General features: G+C 42.1%; 24 protein-coding genes, 2 tRNA genes and 1 pseudogene. 21 read left to right on the forward strand and 6 right to left on the reverse strand.

The annotated features are described in order from the left end of the window. The first annotated feature begins 72 nt into the window (after positions 1-72). The 10 genes and pseudogenes from ACKX14_RS08760 (at position 73) to ACKX14_RS08805 (ending at position 7,437) form a co-directional block, all read left to right on the forward strand. Positions 73-270: an integrase core domain-containing protein gene (locus ACKX14_RS08760; protein WP_422446725.1), complete on the forward strand. Its 198-nt coding sequence runs from the start codon at positions 73-75 to the stop codon at positions 268-270. Positions 271-497: 227 nt separating this feature from the next. Further along, on the forward strand, positions 498-1,190 hold the full coding sequence (locus ACKX14_RS08765) for a hypothetical protein (RefSeq protein WP_422446727.1): 693 nt from the start codon (positions 498-500) through the stop codon (positions 1,188-1,190). Between the two features lie 11 nt (positions 1,191-1,201). Continuing rightward, the gene (locus ACKX14_RS08770) at positions 1,202-2,212 is read left to right on the forward strand and encodes a hypothetical protein (RefSeq protein WP_422446729.1); all 1,011 of its coding nucleotides are present in this window, start codon (positions 1,202-1,204) and stop codon (positions 2,210-2,212) included. Between the two features lie 1,117 nt (positions 2,213-3,329). Then, positions 3,330-3,704, forward strand: a complete 375-nt coding sequence (locus tag ACKX14_RS08775; protein WP_422446730.1) for a helix-turn-helix domain-containing protein — start codon at positions 3,330-3,332, stop codon at positions 3,702-3,704. Position 3,705: 1 nt separating this feature from the next. Further along, positions 3,706-4,524 carry an ImmA/IrrE family metallo-endopeptidase gene (locus tag ACKX14_RS08780; RefSeq protein WP_422446732.1) on the forward strand — a complete coding sequence of 273 codons (819 nt, stop codon included), beginning with the start codon at positions 3,706-3,708 and terminating at the stop codon, positions 4,522-4,524. After that, positions 4,517-5,311, forward strand: coding sequence for a hypothetical protein (locus ACKX14_RS08785; RefSeq protein WP_422446734.1), 795 nt, complete (start codon positions 4,517-4,519; stop codon positions 5,309-5,311). The genes ACKX14_RS08780 and ACKX14_RS08785 overlap by 8 nt, the downstream gene beginning before the upstream one ends. Before the next feature lie 64 nt (positions 5,312-5,375). Next, the gene (locus ACKX14_RS08790) at positions 5,376-5,543 is read left to right on the forward strand and encodes a hypothetical protein (protein ID WP_422446736.1); all 168 of its coding nucleotides are present in this window, start codon (positions 5,376-5,378) and stop codon (positions 5,541-5,543) included. 101 nt (positions 5,544-5,644) lie between these two features. Further along, positions 5,645-5,904: pseudogene (locus ACKX14_RS08795) on the forward strand (type II toxin-antitoxin system PemK/MazF family toxin); the annotation flags it as partial. A gap of 535 nt (positions 5,905-6,439) precedes the next feature. Continuing rightward, entirely contained in the window at positions 6,440-6,892 is a 453-nt protein-coding gene (locus tag ACKX14_RS08800; RefSeq protein WP_422446738.1) for a hypothetical protein, read from the forward strand. Positions 6,893-7,047: 155 nt separating this feature from the next. Further along, positions 7,048-7,437: a bacteriohemerythrin gene (locus ACKX14_RS08805; protein ID WP_422446740.1), complete on the forward strand. Its 390-nt coding sequence runs from the start codon at positions 7,048-7,050 to the stop codon at positions 7,435-7,437. Between the two features lie 45 nt (positions 7,438-7,482). On the opposite strand, the gene ACKX14_RS08810 is transcribed toward ACKX14_RS08805, so the two are convergent. The 3 genes from ACKX14_RS08810 to ACKX14_RS08820 form a co-directional block, all read right to left on the reverse strand. Then, a tRNA-Gly gene (locus ACKX14_RS08810) sits at positions 7,483-7,557 on the reverse strand. Positions 7,558-7,567: 10 nt separating this feature from the next. Then, positions 7,568-7,645, reverse strand: a tRNA-Asp gene (locus ACKX14_RS08815). A gap of 201 nt (positions 7,646-7,846) precedes the next feature. Further along, positions 7,847-8,275 carry an Hsp20/alpha crystallin family protein gene (locus ACKX14_RS08820; protein ID WP_422446742.1) on the reverse strand — a complete coding sequence of 143 codons (429 nt, stop codon included), beginning with the start codon at positions 8,273-8,275 and terminating at the stop codon, positions 7,847-7,849. Positions 8,276-8,511: 236 nt separating this feature from the next. Between ACKX14_RS08820 and acpS the strand changes: the two genes are divergently transcribed. The 11 genes from acpS to ACKX14_RS08875 all read left to right on the forward strand — a co-directional run bounded on the left by acpS (position 8,512) and on the right by ACKX14_RS08875 (position 19,379). Continuing rightward, positions 8,512-8,934, forward strand: coding sequence for a holo-ACP synthase (gene acpS / locus ACKX14_RS08825; protein WP_422446744.1), 423 nt, complete (start codon positions 8,512-8,514; stop codon positions 8,932-8,934). After that, the gene (locus tag ACKX14_RS08830; RefSeq protein WP_422446842.1) at positions 8,888-10,447 is read left to right on the forward strand and encodes an NAD(P)H-hydrate dehydratase; all 1,560 of its coding nucleotides are present in this window, start codon (positions 8,888-8,890) and stop codon (positions 10,445-10,447) included. Before acpS ends, ACKX14_RS08830 begins: the two co-directional genes overlap by 47 nt. Positions 10,448-10,482: 35 nt before the next feature. Beyond that, the gene (gene alr, locus ACKX14_RS08835; protein ID WP_422446746.1) at positions 10,483-11,655 is read left to right on the forward strand and encodes an alanine racemase; all 1,173 of its coding nucleotides are present in this window, start codon (positions 10,483-10,485) and stop codon (positions 11,653-11,655) included. 98 nt (positions 11,656-11,753) lie between these two features. Further along, positions 11,754-12,029 (forward strand): CopG family ribbon-helix-helix protein, encoded by a 276-nt coding sequence (locus tag ACKX14_RS08840; RefSeq protein ID WP_422446748.1) that lies wholly within the window; start codon positions 11,754-11,756, stop codon positions 12,027-12,029. Positions 12,030-12,049: 20 nt separating this feature from the next. Continuing rightward, a complete protein-coding gene (locus tag ACKX14_RS08845) occupies positions 12,050-12,400 on the forward strand; it encodes a type II toxin-antitoxin system PemK/MazF family toxin (RefSeq protein ID WP_422446844.1) in 351 nt (116 codons plus the stop codon). Between the two features lie 17 nt (positions 12,401-12,417). Beyond that, the gene (locus ACKX14_RS08850; protein WP_422446750.1) at positions 12,418-12,657 is read left to right on the forward strand and encodes a hypothetical protein; all 240 of its coding nucleotides are present in this window, start codon (positions 12,418-12,420) and stop codon (positions 12,655-12,657) included. A gap of 129 nt (positions 12,658-12,786) precedes the next feature. Next, the gene (locus ACKX14_RS08855; RefSeq protein WP_422446752.1) at positions 12,787-13,914 is read left to right on the forward strand and encodes an FIST signal transduction protein; all 1,128 of its coding nucleotides are present in this window, start codon (positions 12,787-12,789) and stop codon (positions 13,912-13,914) included. A 4-nt stretch (positions 13,915-13,918) separates the two neighbouring features. Next, positions 13,919-16,111 carry a sensor domain-containing diguanylate cyclase/phosphohydrolase gene (locus tag ACKX14_RS08860; RefSeq protein WP_422446754.1) on the forward strand — a complete coding sequence of 731 codons (2,193 nt, stop codon included), beginning with the start codon at positions 13,919-13,921 and terminating at the stop codon, positions 16,109-16,111. A 147-nt stretch (positions 16,112-16,258) separates the two neighbouring features. Next, on the forward strand, positions 16,259-17,461 hold the full coding sequence (locus ACKX14_RS08865) for an HD-GYP domain-containing protein (protein WP_422446756.1): 1,203 nt from the start codon (positions 16,259-16,261) through the stop codon (positions 17,459-17,461). Between the two features lie 19 nt (positions 17,462-17,480). Further along, on the forward strand, positions 17,481-18,191 hold the full coding sequence (locus tag ACKX14_RS08870) for a gamma-glutamyl-gamma-aminobutyrate hydrolase family protein (protein ID WP_422446758.1): 711 nt from the start codon (positions 17,481-17,483) through the stop codon (positions 18,189-18,191). A 30-nt stretch (positions 18,192-18,221) separates the two neighbouring features. Further along, on the forward strand, positions 18,222-19,379 hold the full coding sequence (locus ACKX14_RS08875) for an amidohydrolase (protein WP_422446760.1): 1,158 nt from the start codon (positions 18,222-18,224) through the stop codon (positions 19,377-19,379). Between the two features lie 266 nt (positions 19,380-19,645). Here ACKX14_RS08875 and rpe read toward each other — a convergent pair whose 3' ends face one another. The 3 genes from rpe to ACKX14_RS08890 all read right to left on the reverse strand — a co-directional run bounded on the left by rpe (position 19,646) and on the right by ACKX14_RS08890 (position 21,772). After that, on the reverse strand, positions 19,646-20,326 hold the full coding sequence (gene rpe, locus ACKX14_RS08880) for a ribulose-phosphate 3-epimerase (protein ID WP_422446762.1): 681 nt from the start codon (positions 20,324-20,326) through the stop codon (positions 19,646-19,648). After that, positions 20,319-20,771 carry a ribose 5-phosphate isomerase B gene (gene rpiB / locus ACKX14_RS08885; RefSeq protein ID WP_422446764.1) on the reverse strand — a complete coding sequence of 151 codons (453 nt, stop codon included), beginning with the start codon at positions 20,769-20,771 and terminating at the stop codon, positions 20,319-20,321. The genes rpe and rpiB overlap by 8 nt, the downstream gene beginning before the upstream one ends. 71 nt (positions 20,772-20,842) lie before the next feature. Then, positions 20,843-21,772: a DUF7916 family protein gene (locus ACKX14_RS08890; RefSeq protein ID WP_422446766.1), complete on the reverse strand. Its 930-nt coding sequence runs from the start codon at positions 21,770-21,772 to the stop codon at positions 20,843-20,845. Positions 21,773-21,788 lie beyond the last annotated feature (16 nt).

A 21,788-nucleotide genomic window follows, 5' to 3' on the forward strand; every position in this document is an offset into this window, starting at 1 on the left:
GTATAAAAAACTTACATTTCTCTTAAGGTCAAAGTTTGGAATTATTATCAACAAGAAAAAGGGTTACAGGCTATGCAGGGTATATTTCATGAGCGAATACCAGTAAGGTCGCCTGAAAGAAACCCAAATATTGAAAGATTTCATAGAACCTTGAAAGAAGAATATGTTAATTTAAATGATTTTGAAAGTTATAATTCATTCTTTAAAGGCCTGGATGATTATATAAAATTTTATCTTTGTGAAAGGCCCCACGAATCCGCAAATTTATGACACCTTCAGCATTTTATGAAGCATTTTTAAGAAATAATGTGAATCGTGGCGTGTTGGTCGTTTAAGTCCAAGTAATAGGGGGCCAGTACATAGCACAAATTAAAAAGCAAGCTGAAAAACAGCAAAATTTTTTACGTTTAATCCATCCCTTTTTAAATGAAAATGATAGGTACCACCAGGAATGTATAGAATTACGTCCTATCCCCAGACAAAAGGATGTTTATTTTATGAAATCCTTAAATCTCTGGAGATTGTATGACAAAGCCACAGAAAGACACATAAAATTCCTTCAGAAAATTAATGGAATTCCTGTTTGCTTATATTATTCGGTTTTTGCCCTAGATTATAATAAGGAAACCTTTAAAAAGGATGGTAAGCCCTATATAAAAGGCTATATCAACAACCAGAATGCTGTACATTGCCAGATATTGGTGGCGGATTTTGATAAGATAACTGAAAGCGAACATAATGCTATTATTGACATGTTTAATAGCTGTGACATTGAAGTCTTGTCCGTATTCAGCGGACATGGCTATCAGGATATCATTCTCTTAAGCGAGAAAGTTTATGATTTGAATATATTAAAAAAGTTTTGTTGCATCTTAAAACGAAAAGGTTTTCCAGTAGACGAAAATATTGTTGATCCAGCCCGTGTAATGCGAATGCCCTTTTCCTTTAACTGTAAGGAATTTGACCCAACCAATAAATATCATTCTGATAGCCCAAAAGCTATACCAACACGGTTAGTTAGAGAAACAGACAAGAGATATTCAGTAAAGGAGATATTTGAAAAGCTCGAAATGCTCCCTGATTCTCCAGCAAGCTTTAACATGCAAATAGAAAATCCACAGTTAGGCAAACAAGAAGAAATTTTCCCCAAAATACAACCAAAAATACAACCAGGGATATTGAAGCAATAAAAGAAAAGTTATTGGAAATGGGCCGCAGATATACTTCTGGTGAATACAATACTCCCAAAACAAATGATAATTCCGAACAATATAGCAAAGACAAAGAAGAAAAATATAAATATGAATTGGATAATAATCAAATTGAAGAAATGCAGGATATTTACAAAATGATAAATATTAAAAAACTGCCGAGTGCGGTTCAAAAAATGTTATATTGTACAAGAAAAGGGTTTCGGGGGAGAGTGCTTTATTTCCTGGTTACTTTTTTGTCAAACAAAGAAGGAATGCCCCTGGACAAAGTACTTGCCATTATGAAAATTTGGGCAACACGATGTTCGCCATCTCTTGATGTAGATTATGTTTTATCGAATGTAGAAAGGATATATAGAGGCAGATACAAAGGCGATGGCAAGTATGATTCTGAAATGGCAAAAGAATTTGGCTATATAGAGTTTAGCCGTTACAAACGCGACAATAAAATATTGGTTAAGAACGAATTTTTTGAAATGTTTAATAAACTGACAGATGGGGTTATAAGGTTGTACCTTTGTGCAAAATTATATGAAAAACTGAACAATGAAAAAACATGGACCAAGGATCAATTAATTAAGCTGTCTGGAATGAGTATTAGAACAATTGACAAACATTTAAGGCAACTTGTTATTCATGGTTTTAACGATAAGAAGAGGGGCTGCAGGCGAAAAGGAGAACCTAACAGATATTGTACAAATAAATTTTACGACCGTACAAAAGGGTTCACTGTTTGGGAAGTGGGCACTTTAACGCATCTCTTAAAGCAGGGATATTTAACTGATGGAGAACTCAAACTGTATTGCTATCTTTGCTACAGCATTAGTCAATCTGTAAATGGAGAATGCTGGTTGAGCCAGAGCCATTTGGGGGAACGGATTAATAAGAGACGGAATTCTATTTCGGAAATGACTACCTCTTTGCATGCTAAAAATCTTATAACAAAATCGGCAGAAAAAATAGGGCCAGCAGTTCATTGCTATTATTCGCTGAAGTATTGACATCTATTTTATCTTTCATAATGTTCGAGCGTTTTATTATTCCCTCCTTTCGACTACGTATAAAATGTGAAGATGCTTAAAAATTAAGGGTTAGCATTTATTAAATGTTATTTTCCGACACTATATATAAAAACGGGAGAGAGGGGAGGAGGGGGGCTTTTTCAAACTTTCAAATGAGGGAAGGGCGATTTCAATTCAAAATGAGGAGAAGAGAGGAATTACAAACCATAACTGTTGCTAAGGGGGCAATGCCCCAAAACTCTGTGCTGGTTTATTTCCTTTTGTGAAGTTTCCTCTTCCTCTCGTAGTCGATAGAGTGCAATTAAGTATTAATGATTTATCCCCGTCGACAGATGGACATTAAAAAAGCATATTTCATTAAAAAAGCATATTTTTAGAGGGGAAATTTATTTTGCTTTGTTAACCTTCCCCCCGTCGATAATTTGCGATTATATTTAAGGCAAGGATATTTTAAAACAGCTAAAGATAAATAGTACCTGCTTGTTTCGTCATAAGAAAATTTAACTGATATATCTTGACTTTGGTTTATATGTTGTGTATATGATGGATTCGGGTTAGGGGTGGAGCAATTTACAGACTTTCTTGGTATTTGATTACCTCCTTCTTCACCAACAGGGGAGTTTTAAGCTCCTGTGGTACATAGCAGAGAAACCTATACGGCATTTCAACATGCCGTTTGATATAAATTACTTCCCCTTTCTTTTCCCTCTCCTTCTTTGATGATGCAGGTGTGATTTGTAGCCGCTACGGTTGATGTAGCGGCGTACATATGGTTTTTAAAAACGATTTGAAATGCCTAATTGCAACAGCATTTCTTTTTTTATTTTCAAGGACGTTTTTAAAAACGAATATGTTTAAACTTTTGGTTATGTCTAATAACGGGTACACATTTTAAGCAGCTGTTTTTCGTTTTTAGAGGCGGGAAATGTTTTCAAAACACGATTTTGAAAACGCTGTTGACTCAAATTTTTCTTACCCATTGAAATATTGTAGCCAAATAAGATACATAATATAATATAAACAAAATAATAGTTGCCAATACGTTGACTAAAGTGTAAGAAAAAGCATATAATATTAGCAGGAGGAGGTGTTTGAAATGCTTACAACCAACGAAATCATCGGACAAAACATCCTTACCATACTTAACAAAAAATCTTTGACGCAGGCAGCTTTGGCGGAAAAACTTGGCTGGACAAGACAGGAGGTTAATAAAATAGTTCATGGAAGAAAGAATGTAACCGCGCAGGAATTAAAAAAGATTTCCGATGCCTTAAATGTATCTATGGAGGAATTGGTGAAAGAGGGTGCAGTCAATGAAAACATTGAACCGATAAAACTTTTTATGGGCCAGGTTAGTACAAAAGAGGCGCGATTGGGACTGCTGCATGCCCAGAAAATCATGGACATGGTTTTATTCCACAGCCAGGTTCAGGAAAACAAAAGCAAACTGATGAAGGAATGGGATGCGTAATATGCATGAGCTTATAAAAGAATGTGTTTTTAGAAACGATAAGGAGCAATTTAATAATATCGAAGATAAGGTAATTGGCTTTGTCAATAGGTATGTCGGCAGTGGGGTCATTATCCAGGACGATATTTTTAATATTATTGAAAACTACGATCGGCAAGTGACTTTACTTCTTTTCCCCATTCCTGACGATGAAATCTGTGGCTTTATTTGCAATTACAAAGGGAAAATGTTTATTTATGTAAATACCAACCTTCCGCTGGAAAAGCAAATTTTTACTGCTGCCCATGAGCTTTATCACCTCTTGTTCAACCGCGACCAGTTGGAAAGCGGTTATAGCCACTTGGTCAAACAGGACGATCTAAACGGTAGACAGGAGGAACGGGTAGCTAATCTTTTCGCCGCCCTATTGCTTGTCCCCAGGACTTTGTTGAAGGAACAGATTGAGATTTTACAGATAGATCCTGCTAATTTAAATTTGCTAGATATTATTCGTTTGATGGATGTATTTGCCGTTCCTTATAAAACAATGATATTACGGCTGTACGAAACGGGGATTTTGAAAGAAAAAGAGGCGGATAAATGGCTGCAGGTTCCAGACCGAGACGAAAGGGAAGGCGTATTGTTTGAAATAAAGAAACACGAAATCGGATTGCGGTGGCAGGAACGTACCAGGACAGTAAAATACGGGAACTTAAAAGCATTGATTATGGACAATGATGCCCAGGAACTTGTTCCAGAAGCAAAAGCTGCAAAAGATCTGGCTTATATCCAGAAAAGTATGGAAGAGATCTTTAAGGGGTTGGGTGAGAAAGTTGAGTAAATTAGGTATTTCCGTACTTGATACGGATTTTATAATTAAGTCAGCTGTCTCCCCTTCTCCTCAGCAATCCACCTTATTTGAAAGGATTTTAACCCTGGGTGAAAAGTTTTACATACACCATCAAGTACATGAAGAAGTGGAGTGGCCACAAGAGGCAGCAGATTTGCTGGACAAGCTTATTAAAGAGCATCAAATAAAAATGGTGGACGACAGGGATTTGCTTGAACTATTGGACAAGCATTATCCTATGCCTGCAAGGACTTTTTTAGGCAATCTTAAAGAGTGTTGCGAGATGTTTGGCACGGACTATTACGAGCATTATTATAAACAATTGGAAGCATTGCTTTTTGATGGTGGCAATATTGAACAATTTTGTGCAAAGCTTGCCGCTGTGGAGGAAAAGCTAAAGCAAAACTGCAAGGGTGGAGGCCGTTCAACCAACCTTGGGGAAATCAAGACAGCCCTGTTGGCAGCTATTTTCAGCCTTTCCAATATCGAACGGGTAACCATTTTCATGTCTGATGATCGCAGGGCGAGAAATTTCATTGTATCCAGATATTCCGAAAAATACCATGAAATCAAGGCGATTAGTGTAATAGGGGCGTTCTATATCTTGATGAAAAACGGCATGCCTCTTGAGGAAGCCCGCAGGTATGTAGATGCTTTGGCGACAAAGGAGTTTAGACTGTTTGATAATAAGAAAATGACAGGTTTGGAGATTGTTGATGGGATTTATGCTAATAAACTGATTCTTCTTGTAAACGGTATGCTGAAAGCGCGGGACTGATATTTTCAGTTCCTTTTTTTGATGCTATAATTCCATCATCAGCCAAGAAAGGGGGATGTATTGCATGACAGGGCAGGAAGAAAAACTTATCAATGCTGCTCAGGAGATCATCTTTGCCGCAAGGCTTGGCGGGCAGGATTTGGCACAGTTCGGTCGGGAAGTAGCACAGATTCTTTTAAACTACGGCCTTATAGAGAAAGGGCCCTATGAAATACTTACAGGTGAGGTATAGTTAAATTGAGGTTTTACACTCAAAATTGCGCTTGAGATAACAAATGATATGCTGAAATTGGCAAAAGCTTTTCACGAAAGTTCAGTTGTAAACTTTGGTGAATAATTGTTTTATCTAATGATGATTATAACAGCAGAACAGAAGATATAGTGGTCGCGGCTGTTACTTCAAATCTGGCAGCAAAAGATTATGTTGTTATGCTGACCAGTAGCGACCTTGATGAAGGAACCTTAAAGGTGGATTCCTGCATAAGGGTGGATAAAATTTATACCTTATCTAAAGTTTTGTAATAAGCAAGTTTGGTGTCGTGAAGAAGCATATTATTGATGTAGTGAAGGAAAAGCTTTTTGAATTAATCTAAAATAACCTTAAATAACTTAACGTAATTGCAGTGAATTATCTTCGTGGAAAAGGAAAGCATATATGAAAATTAAAGAGAAGCCCTGTTGACGGACTTCTCTTTTTCTTAATGCTATCAAATCACAATTCTAAACAGGTCTTTTTTTGAAGTTGTGGCTTCAAATGTATATGGTTCGCCTCCACCAACCTTACCCCTTTTCGTTTAAATTTCATACAACCTTCAAAGACGCATCTATCCTGTCAGGATAGATTTTTATTTTATTCATTATTCTCTATGAAGTCCTGCCTGATCCGATAGTTGTTGGTTGAAATTTTTAACGAATGGAAAAGACTGGATGACGATGGGAATAAAGATATATTTAATCTTATTCTGGGTATGCAGGATTCAAAAAAGTCTTTATTGGAAATAGTTTTAATACACATTAAAAAATGCAGAAGGATTGGGATAATTCAGTGTCCGGAAGAATTCATAAAATCACTTTGCTTATTGAAGATGTATTGGAAATTTTATATAATTGAGACAGGGAGGGAAGGTGTTGAGCATGCCCCTGGAAGATATGGAAAAAGCTAAAAAAGAAGTTGCAAGCAGCGATGAACCAAAGATTCCCGAGATCGGTTATTTTTATCTGGCACAGCAGGTAAATACTCTCATGCAAATGTTAAATGAAACCAGAAATAATATAGACATACGTTTCGATAATCAAAGGCAGGAATTCAAAGGCGAAATAAAAAGCCTGAGAGAGGAAATAGATGGATTAAGAGAGGAAACGAAGAACAGCATAATCAGTCTTAAAGAAGAAACGAAGAATAATATGAGCGCTTTAAGAGAAGAAATTAAAAACGAGATAAAAGAATTAAGAGAAGAAATTAAAAATGATATAAAAGAATTGAGAAGTGAATTTAATAGTATCAAAACCTGGTTTATCGGAACAGTGGTGGGAATAGTAGGCATCATCGTTGCTATTGTAGGGATGATATTAAAGTCATAGGGTGGATTTTTCCACCCTTTATGTTCTCTTTTGTTTTCTGAAGTGCAAGGGTTCAAAGCCTGGCGGCCTTGCTTAAGAGTACGGCAGCAAAGAAAAATTTTGCTACTGAATAAAAAAATTTATAAAAAAATTAATAAATAAGGGGCGCTGATGTTATGATAAGATGGAAGGACGAATACAGGATTGGCGTTGAAAAAATTGACGAGCAGCATAAGAAACTGTTCGAGATAGCCGGCAGGGCGTACGATCTTTTGAAAAACGAGTTTTATATTGACAAGTACGACAGGATAGTGGAAATACTGAACGAGTTAAAGGATTATACCGTTTATCACTTCAACTCCGAAGAGGAGTATATGAAAAGCATAGGATATAGAAGGTTTTTATCTCACAAAGTCGAGCATGACGACTTTATAGAAAAAATAAACAGCGTAGACTTCAGCAAAATCGACAGCAATCAGGACAAGTACATACTTGATCTGCTGGAATTTATTGTTAACTGGATCGACAAACATATACTGGGCAGGGACAAATTGATAGTTTCTTGATAAAGCTGTTTACTTTTGCAGCTTTAATTTTTTTATATAAAAAAATGGAGCGGAAGACGGGATTTGAACCCGCGACCCTCGCCTTGGCAAGGCGATGCTCTACCACTGAGCCACTTCCGCACCTTTGAACTGGCGACCCGGAAGGGATTCGAACCCTCGACCTCCAACGTGACAGGCTGGCGTTCTAAACCAACTGAACTACCGGGCCGCTTTTTATTTGTCAGAGATATTACGTAATATGTATTATACATGAGAATTTTTTTTGTGTAAAGAGCCTTTTTCGTTTTTTTATAACCCCCGTTTTGATGGGGCTGGTGGTCCTTTTTGATAATCATCAAAAAAACTTAGTTTTTTAGTTTTGAAAAACAAAGGGGCTATACGCATTGACGTATAGCCCTTTTCCATGAAACTATTCAATGTCGATTTTTCGACCTTTGGGCTTGGAAGGAGTAACTTTGGGTAATGTCACCCTTAATACTCCGTTGTTGAAGCTGGCCTTTATGGCGTCGCCGTTAACATTTTCGGGCACCGGAATGGAGCGCGAAAAGCTGCCGCGGCGTCTCTCACGGTGGATGTAGTTGTCTCCCTTTTCCTCGGTGATTTCGTTCTGCTCGGCGGATATGGTCAGCAGATTATCTTCGTACCGGATTTCAATGCCGCTTTTATCATATCCGGGCAGATCGGCTTCGACGATGTACTCATTTTCGGTTTCTTTCATATCAACCTTTACCGGCTGGAAATTGAAGAAATCAAACAGGTCGTCAAAGTCAAAGCCAAAGTCGAAAAACCCGGGCAGTAACCCTTTTCGCCTCCAAGGAACCAGACCTCTACCACGCATAAAAATTCCTCCTTTAACATAAATTACTATTTGTAACTATTATTATAATACAAAGGTCAGAGAAGGTCAAGAATTTAAATAAAAATTTTTTTGGGTCGGAAGGTTTTAAGTTGCCTGTATAGAAATAAACTATATAAATGAGTGTGGTGAGGAATTTCACTTCTACCCTTCAATCCTTTATTATTTTTATCATTTTTGCGATAAAAAATTCAGATCAATACGTTCCGGGGTGAAGTATGGAAATAGGTGTAGACATAGTTGAAATTCGTAGAATAGAGAAGGCGTGTCGGAGGAACAGATTTTTGAATCGATTTTTTTCCGAGAGGGAACTGGGGATTATAGGCTATAGCGCCTCTTTTTATCCCCGTATTGCCGGCAGGTTTGCCGCAAAGGAGGCGGTGGCAAAAGCCCTGGGCACCGGCTTTAGGTATTTCCGGTGGCGGGACATTGAGATTTTAAATGATCCGGACGGCAGGCCACGGGTTGTACTTTCCGGCAAGGCAGAAGAATTTTTAAAATCAAAAGGTTTGGAGAAAGTCCTGGTGAGCATTTCCCACGGCAGGGATTACGCCGTGGCCTTTGCCGTAGCTTTGGGAGGTGCTGAGGTTGAAAGTGATAAGCCCTTACGCCATGAGGGAAGCGGACAGGAAAGCCATTGAAGAGTTCAAAGTGCCCGGTGTCGTCCTTATGGAAAACGCCGGCCGGGAAGTGGCTTTGGCCGTAAAAAGGATATGGAACCTGGATAAAAAGAGGTCGTCAAATAAAGTTGTGATTTTTTGCGGCAAGGGGAATAACGGGGGTGATGGGTTTGTAGCGGCGAGGCACCTGGCCAACATGGGCTTTGACACAGGAGTAATTCTTCTGGCCGACCCCGGAGAAATAAAGGGCGATGCCGCCGTGAATCTTAAAATCCTATTTAAAATGGGTCTTAAAACAATAACAGTTAAATGCGAGGATGACCTGGCCGGAGCGGCGAGTTTTTGCGACGGGGCCTTTGCGGTGGTGGACGCCCTTTTTGGAACGGGGTTAAAAGGAGAGGTAAGGGGCCTTGCCCGGAGGGCAATCGAGCTTATAAACAACGTAAATTCTCACGTCATAGCGGTGGATATTCCCTCGGGGATATGCGGGGAAACCGGAAAGGTGCTGGGAGCTGCCGTCAAAGCCGAAGAAACCGTCACCATGGCGCTGCCCAAAATGGGCCTTGTCCTCTATCCCGGCGCCGCATACGTTGGAAAGCTAACGATAGCCGATATCGGCATGCCGTTAAAGGTTATCGAGAGCGTTAAAAACGAAGGGGAGCTTGTCGATAGAGAAACGATTGCGGGTTTTTTTAAGCCTGTACCTCCCGATGCGCATAAAGGGACCTTGGGCAAAGTATTTATTTTGGCCGGCTCCCGGGGCATGACCGGTGCCGCCGCCCTCTCGGCGCTGGCGGCATCCAGGAGCGGCGCCGGTCTTGTCACACTGGGCGTACCGGAGGGCCTGAACGACATCCTTGAAGTCAAAGTGACCGAGGTCATTACAAAACCCCTGCCTGAGACGCCGGAGAAGAGCTTTTCAATGCAAGCTTTAACGGAAGCCCTGGACTTTGCCGGGAAATGTGACGCCGTGGCGCTGGGCCCCGGGATTTCCACTGTGGAGGAGACAAAGGAATTTGTCAAAAGGTTTTTAATGGCCTGCCCCGTGCCGGTGGTGGTGGATGCAGACGGATTAAACGCCCTGGCCGGGGAGCCGGAAATTATCGCGAAAGCCCCGGTACCGGTGGTCATAACTCCTCATCCCGGGGAAATGGCGCGACTCCTTTCAACGACGGCAGAGCTCATTCAGGAGAACAGGGTGAAGACGGCAAAAAATGCGGCGGAACAATTTAAATGTACGGTGCTTTTAAAAGGGGCCCGCACGCTGATTGCTGCTCCCGGCGGCCGGCTGTGGATAAACACCTCCGGCAATCCCGGTATGGCCACCGGAGGCAGCGGCGACGTATTGACGGGGATTATTGCCGCTTTCCTTGCCCGGAGAATGGAACCTTATGAGGCCGCCGTGGCGGGCGCCTATATCCATGGCCGGGCAGGGGACCTTGCCGCCAGGGTGAAAGGTGAAACGGCGGTGATCGCCGGCGATATAATAGACTTTTTGCCTGTAGCCTTTAAAGAAATACAAATGGCAACTTAAATTGCCGATTACAATTTGCCTGAAGGAGGAATATCATGGACCTGCGGCATCTCCGGCCCACCAGAGCCGAAATCAGTCTTGACAACCTTGAACACAATTTAAAAGAAATACGCAGAGCTACCGCACCCACCGCCCGGATTTGCGCTGTGGTGAAAGCAGACGGCTACGGTCACGGCGCCCTGGAAGTGGCCCGAACGGCCCTCGCCTGCGGGGCTTCTTACCTTGCCGTCGCCATACTGGATGAAGCTCTTCAGCTTCGCGAGCAAGGTATAAAAGCTCCCATCCTGATTTTGGGTTTTACACCGGAAGAGCAATTTGATAGAATAGTAGAACAGGACATTATTCAGACCGTTTATAACCTGAAATCGGCGCAGCTCCTTTCTCTTGAGGCGAAAAAGCAGGGGAAAAAAGCAAAAATCCACGTAAAGCTGGATACGGGCATGAGCCGTATCGGTTTCCAGGCGGAACCTTCCGCACTTTGCGAGATAAAGAAACTTTTTGCTCTGGAAGGTTTGGAAGTTGAAGGCATATTCACCCACTTCGCCAAAGCCGACGAAAAAGACAAGACTTTCACGCACGAGCAGTTTGAAAAGTTTATGGCGGTGGTCGATGCCCTCGAAAAGGACGGCTTCCATATCCCTGTAAAACATACCGCCAACAGCGCGGCCGTCATGGAACTGCCCGGCACCCATCTGGACATGGTTCGTCCCGGCATTATCCTCTACGGTCTATATCCTTCTGACGAGGTGGACAAAAGCAGAATCCGGCTGAAACCGGTCATGAGTTTGAAAACCAGGATATCTCATGTCAAAAAATTGGGCAGGGGCAGAGCGATAAGCTACGGTGGTACTTTTGTCACCCGGAGGGAAAGCCTTATCGCCACTCTGCCGGTGGGATACGCCGACGGCTACTCAAGGCTTCTTTCAAACAGGGCGCACGTGCTGATTAAAGGCCAGAGGGCGCCGGTTGTTGGAAGGGTGTGCATGGACCAGTGCATGGTGGATGTGACCGACATCAAAGGCGGAGTGGAGCCCGGGGAAGATGTGGTGCTCTTTGGGAGCATGGGCGAAGAGACAATTTCCGCCGATGAAATAGCCAAAATTATCGGGACCATAAGCTATGAAGTGGTTTGCGCCGTGGCGCGGCGGGTTCCCAGGGTATACTTTAAACACGGCAAAATTTTAAAGGTGAAAAACCTTCTGGTATGAAAGGTATAATTTTCTTGTTTGATTGACATAATTATAGTGACTTATATATAATAAAGTATATACGTGTGCGTTTTCCGAATACGTTAGGGGGTGCCGGTGTGGCCGAGTTAAAGAGGATCATCGTCAGCCTGCCCAACAACCTGCTGGAAGAAGTTGACGGCATAGTAGCCCTGGAAAACAGGAACCGCAGCGAATTTATCAGGGATGCCATGAGATTATATATTAAAGAAAGGGAAAAGATAAAGATGAGGGAACAGCTTAAGAACGGTTACATGCAGATGGCCGAGATAAACGTGAAGTTTGCCGAAATGGGATTGTGTGAGGATTATAAAGATTTTGTCGTATATGAAACCAGACTTTCGGAGTGTGAATAAGCTTTCGGAGTGTGAATAAGGTGCTGGTCAGGCGTGGAGATATTTTTTATGCAGACTTAAACCCGGTGGTGGGTTCCGAGCAGGGCGGCATCAGGCCGGTTTTAGTGGTTCAAAATGACGTGGGGAACAAGTACAGCCCCACTGTTATTATTGCCGCCATAACCTCCCAGATAGATAAAGCCAAGTTGCCTACGCATGTGGAAATAAAGCGCGAAGATTACGGGCTTGAAAAAGATTCCGTCATATTGTTGGAACAATTGAGAACGATAGATAAAAGACGGCTTAAAGAGAAAATCACTTTTCTGGACCAGGACATGATGGCGAAAGTCGATGAGGCCCTGAAGATCAGCCTCGGCCTGAGTGAATTTTAAAGTCGGGAGGTGAAGTGATGGAACGCCTTACCATCATGGGTCTGCGCCTGGACCACAGAAAAGACATAGCCCCCAAAGTCCAGGAAGTGCTTACAAAATATGGGGATAAGATTATGTGCAGGATGGGCCTGCCGGATTCGGAAAAGCAGGAAGGAATCATTACACTTTACATGAAAACTTCCTCAAAGGAGACGGAGGAATTTTCGAGAGAATTGAAGGCCATAGAGGGCGTTAGCGTATCTCATATGGTGATCTGACCGCTTTGCAAAGCGGTTTTTTTTTGCCGTTTTGCCTGTCGATGCGCCTGCTTTAAACAGCCCTTGATTAAGTATGATTCAAAGATATAATAGTGATTAAAGCCAATAAAATAAGGGGGCCAAATTTTAATGAAGGTTGGGGTAGGCTTTAGCTGTAAAGACGATCCAATTTTGGCTGGAAAACTTGCGGTCAGGCAGGCGCTGGACTTAACCGGAGAACCGGCCATAACATTTTTATTCTGTACCGCAAATTATGATCAGGAAACCGTTTATAAAAGTGTGAAAGAAGTCATCGGGAAGTCGAAATTGATAGGAGGCAGCACCGCCGGGGTGATAACCGCTCAGGGCGTTTTTGAAAAAGGAGTAGGTATTTGTGCTATTGAAAAAAGCGGGATTGAAGCCCAAACTCTGGTTATTAGCCCTGAAGAAATAAAATCATTGCCTGAATGCAGTTTGATGGAGAAAAAATTAAGGGATTTCACCGTTGATTCGGGTACATTATTTATTTTTACTGACTGCTCGTGCGACAATATGCCCTTGATTCTTCGCAGGATATACAATATTCTGGGTCTGGATTTTACATATATCGGCGGCGGGACGGGCGACAGTTTGAGTTTTTCCGGTGCCCATCAATTTACAGAGAGGGGGGTCGAGGTCGGGAGTATTGCTGTTGCCCTGTTGCGAGGGATTAAATTTACGGTCGGCATAGGTCACGGGTGGATGCCGTGGGGCGAGCCGATGATTGTGACCAGATCATCAGGTAAGATTGTTTATGAAATTGATGGCTTCCCTGCCTTCGATGTATATTCAAAAAATCTTGCCTTAAAAGACAAAAACGAATTTGCCTTTTTCGGCATGAAATATCCTTTTGGCATGCCGTGTGCCGGGACGAATTTTCTCATAAGGGACCCCATCGGCGTTAATGAAGATGGAAGTATAAGACTTGTTTCTGAAATACCCCAAAATAGCGCAATTTCTTTAATGAAAGGAAATCTTGAAAGCTTTATAAATACCGCCGAGGAAGTGGCAAAACGTGTAATTTTGAGTCAGCCGAAACCCAGGGCCATATTTTTATTCGATTGTGTGTCGCGTTATCTTTTAATGAAAAAAGATTTTGAAAAAGAACTGAAAACTGTAATGAGCATTGTGGGCGGAGACACTCCCGTACTAGGAATGCTTACTTTTGGCGAGATAGGCGCTTATTCTTCGGTGCCTTTATTTCATAATAAGACCATGGTAGTTGCGGCAGGGTGGTGAAGCGATGAACAATACGGCTTTCAGTATTTATGACCTTTTTATTTTTTATGAAATTGCTTCTTTAAGTTATCCTCAAGGTTTTGATGAATTTATGGAGGAGATAACAGAAAAATCTACCAGGCTTTTCGGCACGCGCCGGCTGGCTGTCGTACTCCTGTGCGAGAATGGGGAGAAAAAAGAGCATTATTTTGGGTTTAAAAACAAACAAAATCTTGAAGAAATGCTTATGATTAAACCTGAAAATTCTTTTGTATATTACCTTGACGGCGGAAGATTGGGATTTATGTATTTTGAAAATGCCCATAAAATTTCATTGCGCGACAGTAAACTGTATTCGATTTTTTCAAAAAGGATAGAAGAATTGTTGAGGGTTAAATATATGGAGCAAAAACAGTTCGAAGGGGAAAAAAGAAGGATATCGGAATATCAGGTTTTGTTGGACAGTGTTCCTGTGCAGGTGTGGTGTTTAAAAGATGAAAGAACTTATGTCATAGCAAACCAGATGCATTCCCTTTTCGTCGGAGTTGACAAAGACCGTATATCCGGAAAAGACCTGCGCGAGATATGGCCGGAACCGAAGCAGGCCGAGATGTTCATAAATGAGAACAAAAAAGTCATCCAGTCAAAAAAATTTTTTTTAAGTGAAATATGGCTGAATGATGCACTGGGGAACAGCCGTCTTCTTTCAGTTAGCAGGACACCCGTTTTGGATGAAATGGGAAATTTTAAATTTCTCGTTTGCTCAGCTTTCGATATTACTGAACTTAGACGGCAGAGAGTCGCACTCCAGGAGAGTGAAGAAAAGTTTAAAAATATATTTTTGCAGTCGCCGCTAGGGATAGAGATTTACGATAAAAACGGAAGACTGTTGGAGGTCAATCGGGTTTGCCTGGATATATTCGGTATCGTAAATCCCGACGAATTAAAAGGTTTTAGACTTTTTGAGGACCCAAACCTTCCTGAGGATCAAAAGGCGAAGCTGCTGGACGGCGAGGCGGTCAGGTATGAGACGGAATTTGATTTTGACATTATAAAATCGATGAAACTTTATAATACGAAAAAATCCGGGAGGATGCATATCGAGTGCTCAATAACGCCGTTAAAATTAAATTCAGAAATATATGGGTATATTGTGATCGTGCAGGATATTACCGAAAGAAAGGGCAACGAGGAAAAAATAAGGTATTTAACTTTTCACGATAATGTAACAGGCCTTTATAACCGGCATTATTTTGAGGAAGAACTAAGGCGGTTGGATGTTGAAAGGCAGCTCCCTTTAAGTGTAATAATTGGCGATTTAAACGGTTTAAAGCTTGTAAATGATACGTTTGGCCATTTTGAAGGTGATGAGTTGCTAAAGAAAATAGCGGATATTTTGAGAAGAGCCTGCAGGAAGGAAGATATCATCGCCCGCTGGGGTGGAGATGAATTTGCCATACTGCTGCCCAAAACGGATAAAAAGACGGCCGAGCAGATCTGCATGAGAATAGAGGATTTTTGCAGAGAGGATGAATATCGAATACCGCTCAGTATAGCTCTCGGATGTGCGGCGAAGGAAAATCCGGGTGAGGATATCAATAAAGTGTTGAGTAAGGCGGAAAATGCAATGTACAGGCAAAAATCGATGGAAGGCAGTGAAGTGAGGAAGAGACTGCTGCTGGCCTTAAAGAAAACTTTATTGGAAAATACGGATGAGACGGAAGAACATATCGCCAGAATAAAAAACTTGGCGTTAAAGATGGCGGAAAAGCTGGGGCTTTCGGAAGAAAAATTGAATTATGCAGGGCTATTGGCGGAATTTCATGACATAGGAAAAGTGGCGGTTCCGGAAGATTTGTTTAGAAAGGGCGGCCAGCCGGCATCGGATGAAAGCATTTTAATGCAAAAACATGTTGACGCCGGTTACAGGATAGCCATATCTTTTCCTGAACTTGCAGGCATAGCGGAAGCAATATTGCATCACCATGAGAGATGGGACGGCGGAGGTTACCCGAAAGGTTTGAAAGGGGAGGAGATCCCGCTTTTAGCGCGTATTATTTCAATAGTCGATTCGTATGATGAACTTATTCGAGGCATGTCGTATGAAAATAATGCCGATTATACGGGGGCTTTAAGAGAAATAAAAAGAAATTCGGGCATTATGTTTGATCCTGTTCTGGTAGATTTATTTATGAGTATCAATGATACGAGCTTTTGAAAAAATTTGCATAACAGGTTTTTTATGAGGGGATGACTGCTTCTTACAAATATTTTTGTTTTTACCGTTAAAAAGAAGGATTATAAAAAATAATTTAGAAATATATAGAACAGAAGTATAAAAACGGGAAATTATTGGGGGATAGAAATGGAAATTAAGACGCAATTTTTTTCAGAACTCATTGGGGCTCTATCGCTGATGATGGACCTGGATGAGAACAGGAAGATATATCACGCATGGCGGGTTGCCGTATTGTCCGAAAGGCTGGCTCAGAAAATCCTCCCGGAATACAGAACGCAGATCTTCTATGCAGGACTGCTTCACGACATAGGCGCCATTTCACTGCCGGATCACGTTGTTCACTACACGAATTTAAAAGATCATTTCAAAAATCCCATCCTTCTGAACCATCCGGTAAAGAGCGCGGAAATAGTGAAGGAAATCAAGCCGCTTGCCATAGCCGCCGGTATGATAATGGACCATCATGAGCAGTGGGATGGAAAGGGGTATCCCAGGGGCCTTTCCGGCAACGATATTAATCTTGGCGGCCAGATACTGAGAATTTGCGATACCTTTGATGTGCTCGCCAGAGTTAGGCCTCCCCTGGATTTGAACGGCATGAAAACCCTGCTTTCGGCGCGCCGTGAATCGGAGTTTTCGGGTTTGATGTACGAACTGATGGCGTCCACATTAGAGGAGGGTGATTTGTTTAATGAAATAATGGATGAAAAAAAGGTCTCCGAGATGGTATTAAACACCTTGAAAAACCTGCCGCTTATGGATTTGACATCCTGCGAAAGCGAAACCCAGGGGGTTATAAGGGTATTCGCCAGAGTGATTGACGCAAAGCACAGCTATACCGCCGGCCATTCCGAGCGGGTTGCCCGTTATTCCGGCATTCTGGCTAAAGCACTGGGGTTGGCCGAAGAGGAGATAAAGCGGCTGGAGTTTGCAGCTTACCTTCATGATGCCGGAAAAGTGGCGATTCCAAGGGCAATATTAGATAAACCGGGGCCGCTTACTATAGATGAATTCAAGCTGATGAAAAAACATCCGGTGTACTCTATGGAGATAATCAGTATGGTAAGAGCGCTGGCGGACCTTGCAGTGATAGCCGGCATGCATCACGAACGGTATGACGGTACGGGCTATCCCGAGGGATTATCGGGCGAAAGCATCCCCCTGGGCGCCCGGATAATGGCGATAGCAGATGCTTATGACGCCATGACATCTATAAGACCGTACCAGAAGACCAGAAATTCCGCTGAAGCCAAGGAAGTTTTGATAAAAAATGCGGGTGGTCAGTTTGACCCGAAATTAATAAAAATAGCCGTAAAATTTCTGCCGTAAGTAAAAAGAGGTGAAACCGTTGCCGCCTTTAATAGGAATAACCGCCTCTTACGATTTTTATAAGAAAAAGGCTTCTTTGGGTAAGGGGTACTTTAGAGCCGTAGAGCAGGCCGGTGGAATTCCGGTGGCTATACCGCCGCTGGAAGATGAAAATACCCTGCGGGCTCTGGCCGCACGGCTTGATGGGATATTATTTTCGGGCGGGCCCGATGTGGACCCTTCATATTTTGGGGAAGAGCCCCATCCCCATCTGGGGAAGGTATGCCCCCAGAGAGACAGGACGGAAATATTTTTGGCCAGGGAAATGATAAAAAGAGGCAAGCCGGTGCTCGGCATCTGCCGTGGAATACAGCTTATAAACATCGCCATGGGAGGCAGCATAATTCAGGACATCACGGCGGAAATCAAAAGCCCCGTAAAGCATCAGCAGGATGCTCCTGAATGGTATGCCACCCATCGGGTTGAAATTATTGACAGAGAATCACTGCTGTATAAAATAACGGGGCAAAGCTGCATAAGGGTGAACAGCTTCCATCATCAGTCGATAAAGGTCCTGGCACCGGGCTTCAAAATCACCGCGAGGGCTTCCGACGGCGTGATAGAGGCCATTGAGGCAGAGGGCAGAGGCATTTTTTGCCTTGGAGTTCAGTGGCACCCGGAGGAAATGTGGGAGCGTGACCCCCTGCAGTTCAGGTTGTTTAAATGCTTTAATGAAGCGGCAAAAAATTAAAATTGAATGCCTTAACGGGGAGGAAGTCGGATGCTTGCAATAACAGGCGGAAAGATTTTTACGATGGCCGGCGACGTTGTGGATAACGGCGTCGTTCTCGTAGAAAACGGCAAAATAAAACAAGTGGGGAAAGGGCTCAAGATCCCCCGGGATGCCGAGGTAATCGACGCCTCCGGCAAATACGTGTTTCCCGGTTTTATCGACGCCCACAGCCATGTGGGTATTTTTGAGGAGGCCGTGGGGGAAATAGGCGAAGACGGCAACGAATGGACCGACCCTGTTACTCCTCACCTGAGGGCCCTTGACGCTGTAAACCCTTACGACAGGGCCTTTGAAGATGCGGTAAGAGGGGGGATTACCTGTGTGTTTACGGGGCCCGGCAGTGCCAATGTAATAGGGGGTCAGTCCATTGTTGTGAAGACCTGGGGCAAAGTTATAGACCGTATGGTGGTAAAAGAACCGGCAGGTCTTAAGGTAGCCTTTGGGGAAAACCCCAAGCGGGTTTACGGTGAACAGAAAAAAATGCCGTCTACCCGCATGGGCACTGCAGCTCTTTTACGGGAGACTCTGGTAAAGGCCTTAAATTATAAGAATAAACTTGAAGAGGCAGAGCGAAACCCGGAAAAGTTTGTAGAAAGGGATCTGAGAATGGAGATCATTTGCGATGTCCTGGACAGAAAATTTCCTCTGAGAGCCCACGCCCACAGGGCCGACGATATCATGACCGCAATCCGCATAGCCAGGGAGTTTGACGTTGATATCGTCATAGAGCACTGCACGGAAGGACATCTGGTGGCCGATGAGCTGGCCGAGCTGGGCGTGCCGGCGGTGGTGGGGCCGTCCATGACTTCGCGCTCCAAAGTGGAGCTTAAGGACCTGAGTTTTAAAACACCGGGGATACTTGCAAACAAAGGAGTAAAGGTGGCCATAATGACGGACCACCCGGTAATTCCCATCCAGTATCTCCCCGTATGCGCGGCTCTGGCGGTAAGAGAGGGTATGAAGGAAGAGGATGCCATGGCGGCCATCACCATTAATGCGGCAGAGATAATCGGCGTCGCCGACCGGGTGGGCAGCCTTGAAGCCGGCAAAGATGGAGATATTGTCGTGTGGGATGGGCATCCCCTGGATGTAAAATCAACTCCTGTTTATGTTATAATAAGCGGGCAAGTTGCATACAGGCGATAGGCCGAAAGGATGGGTGTGTCAGGTTTAGGTGGCTTATGGAGCATCTCGACATCAAAAAAAAGCTATTATATTCTACCCGTCCACTTTTTAAAGTCTTCGCCATTAACAAAACACCGGTTTTAGGCAATGCATTTTGTAAGCGTAAGGAGCAGATTTCTGCTCCTTACGCTTGAGTTTTTAAAGGATATCATTTTCTCTATAATGGTTATGAAATATTGTAAAACTTTTGGAACCGCTTAATAGTCTAAATATAAATAGACTGAATTTTATGTCTTAATTTTTCTTCCAGGCATAAAAATGGAAGTTTTTAATTTATGAATGTTTTCTGCATAACTGCGATTATTAAATAACCCTGCAGTGCCAACAATAAAATATTCTGCACCGGCATTATAAAGTTTATTTATATTTTTTTCATTAATACTACCATCTACGGCTATTTTTATGTTGTAATTTTTTTTATCAATTAATTCTTTTAATCTAGCCACTTTATTCACTGTAGATTCAATAAACTTCTGTCCTGCAAAACCTGGATTTACTGCCATAACAAGTATGCAGTCAATATATTCTAGTACCTCTTCTATTAATGCGATAGAAGTTCCAGGATTCAATGCCAGTCCAACCTCAACTTTATTTTCCTTTATTTTTAAAAGTGTCCGGCTGATATGTTTACAGGCCTCTAAATGTACATACAATATTTTACAACCGTAAATTAAAAATTTCTCTATATAATTTTCAGGTTCCTCTACCATAAGATGGACATCAAGTGGAATTGAAGCTAACTTGCTCACAGCTTTTACATCTTCAAGGCCAAGTGCAAAATTGGGAACAAATTTACCATCCATTATATCAAGATGAAACATATCTGCTCCAGCATTTTCAAGTTCTGTTATTTCATCTTTTAATTTTGAAAAATCAGCACACATGAGAGAGGGACAAATTTTAATCAATTTGTTCGCCTCTTTCAATCTTTGATATTTGATCAATTCTATTTTGATGTCTCCCCCCTTCAAAGGAGCAATTCACCCATTGATCAACTATCATTTTGGCAAGTTCTACGCCTACAACTCTTGAACCTAATGCAAGGATATTAGTGTCATTGTGTGCCCTTGAAAGTAACGCTGAATATGGCTCGCTGCAAACAACAGCCCGAATCCCTCTAACTTTGTTGGCTGCTATTGCCATGCCCACACCGGTTCCGCAAAACAATATCCCTTTTTCACATCTTCCTGATACAATTTCTTTAGCCACTTTTAATGCGTATTTTGGGTAATCCACTCTGTCAGTTCCAAAAGCACCAAAATCTCTACATTCTATTCCTTTTTCTTCTAGATATTTTTTAATCTGGATTTTTAAATCATAACCTACATGATCACTACCCAAAGCTACTAACATAAAGTCACCTCAAATATTTTTCCAACATTTTCATTTACTTTGATTCCATTTTTGCCTCTTAAAAGTGACTCCTATCTATTATTTCCAGCCATCCTTTTCCAGGTAAAACGTCTCCCTCTTATTGTCACCGATAATTGATAAAGGTTTTCAGGTACTGCTACACCTGGATAACCTGCATCACCGATAGCATGGATATCCGCTCCGGTTTCTTTCATCTTTAAAGCTATTTGTCTAATGGTATCTTCATCTGCTCCTTCCACTGAGCTATCAAGAAATACCATCGCTAGTGTACCCGGTTTGTAGGAATGAGTGAATTCTACACATTCTCTTATCATGTCTGTTGAAATTCCATGGCGGGATCCTGGGGCCGGAAGGGTGATAACATCTGCACCGGCCTCAATTAGCTCCTTAATTATTTCTTTTGCCGGCCTTTTGGCGAGAGGATCCCCTAAAACTTTTTCAACAGTACCATCTTCCCATTTTCCAGCAAATATAAGCGCCTTATCCTTTACTATGCTTTTCGCTAATTTAGTAGCTGCTATTATACTTTCAAAGGTTGTTCCGGTTCCCGGATTACCGCCTAATATTATAAAAGCTGCTCCCTCTTTTATACATTTTTCTATATTCTCGGGCGAAGCTTTTCTATCATTTGTAATTTCACGCCTTTCTCCTGAAACAGTTGAATTGATATCCGGACATTCAAGATAGATTCCCAGTGGTCTATTTACTAGTTTTTTGACATCCTCTAATCTCATACCTAGCAATCCGGGCATTTCCTGTTTTTCATCCAAACTATATCCGTTTAATAAAATCATATCCGCCCCAAATGCTGCTTCCAGTTCTGTATTAGTTATATCATCTATAAGACCTGGACGCATAACGTAATTTTGTGCGAGTATCGTTCTTCCCTCAGCAGCAAAAATTGACTCCTTTAGATTTACTGCATTCATTTTTTCAAAATCGCTTTTGGTACAATCGATTATCCTTTTAACTTTAGCCATTTTGGATCCTCCTTAA

The sequence above is a fragment of the Thermorhabdus hydrogeniformans genome (assembly GCF_049310025.1).
Classification (GTDB): domain Bacteria; phylum Bacillota; class Thermosediminibacteria; order Thermosediminibacterales; family Tepidanaerobacteraceae; genus JBJYKD01.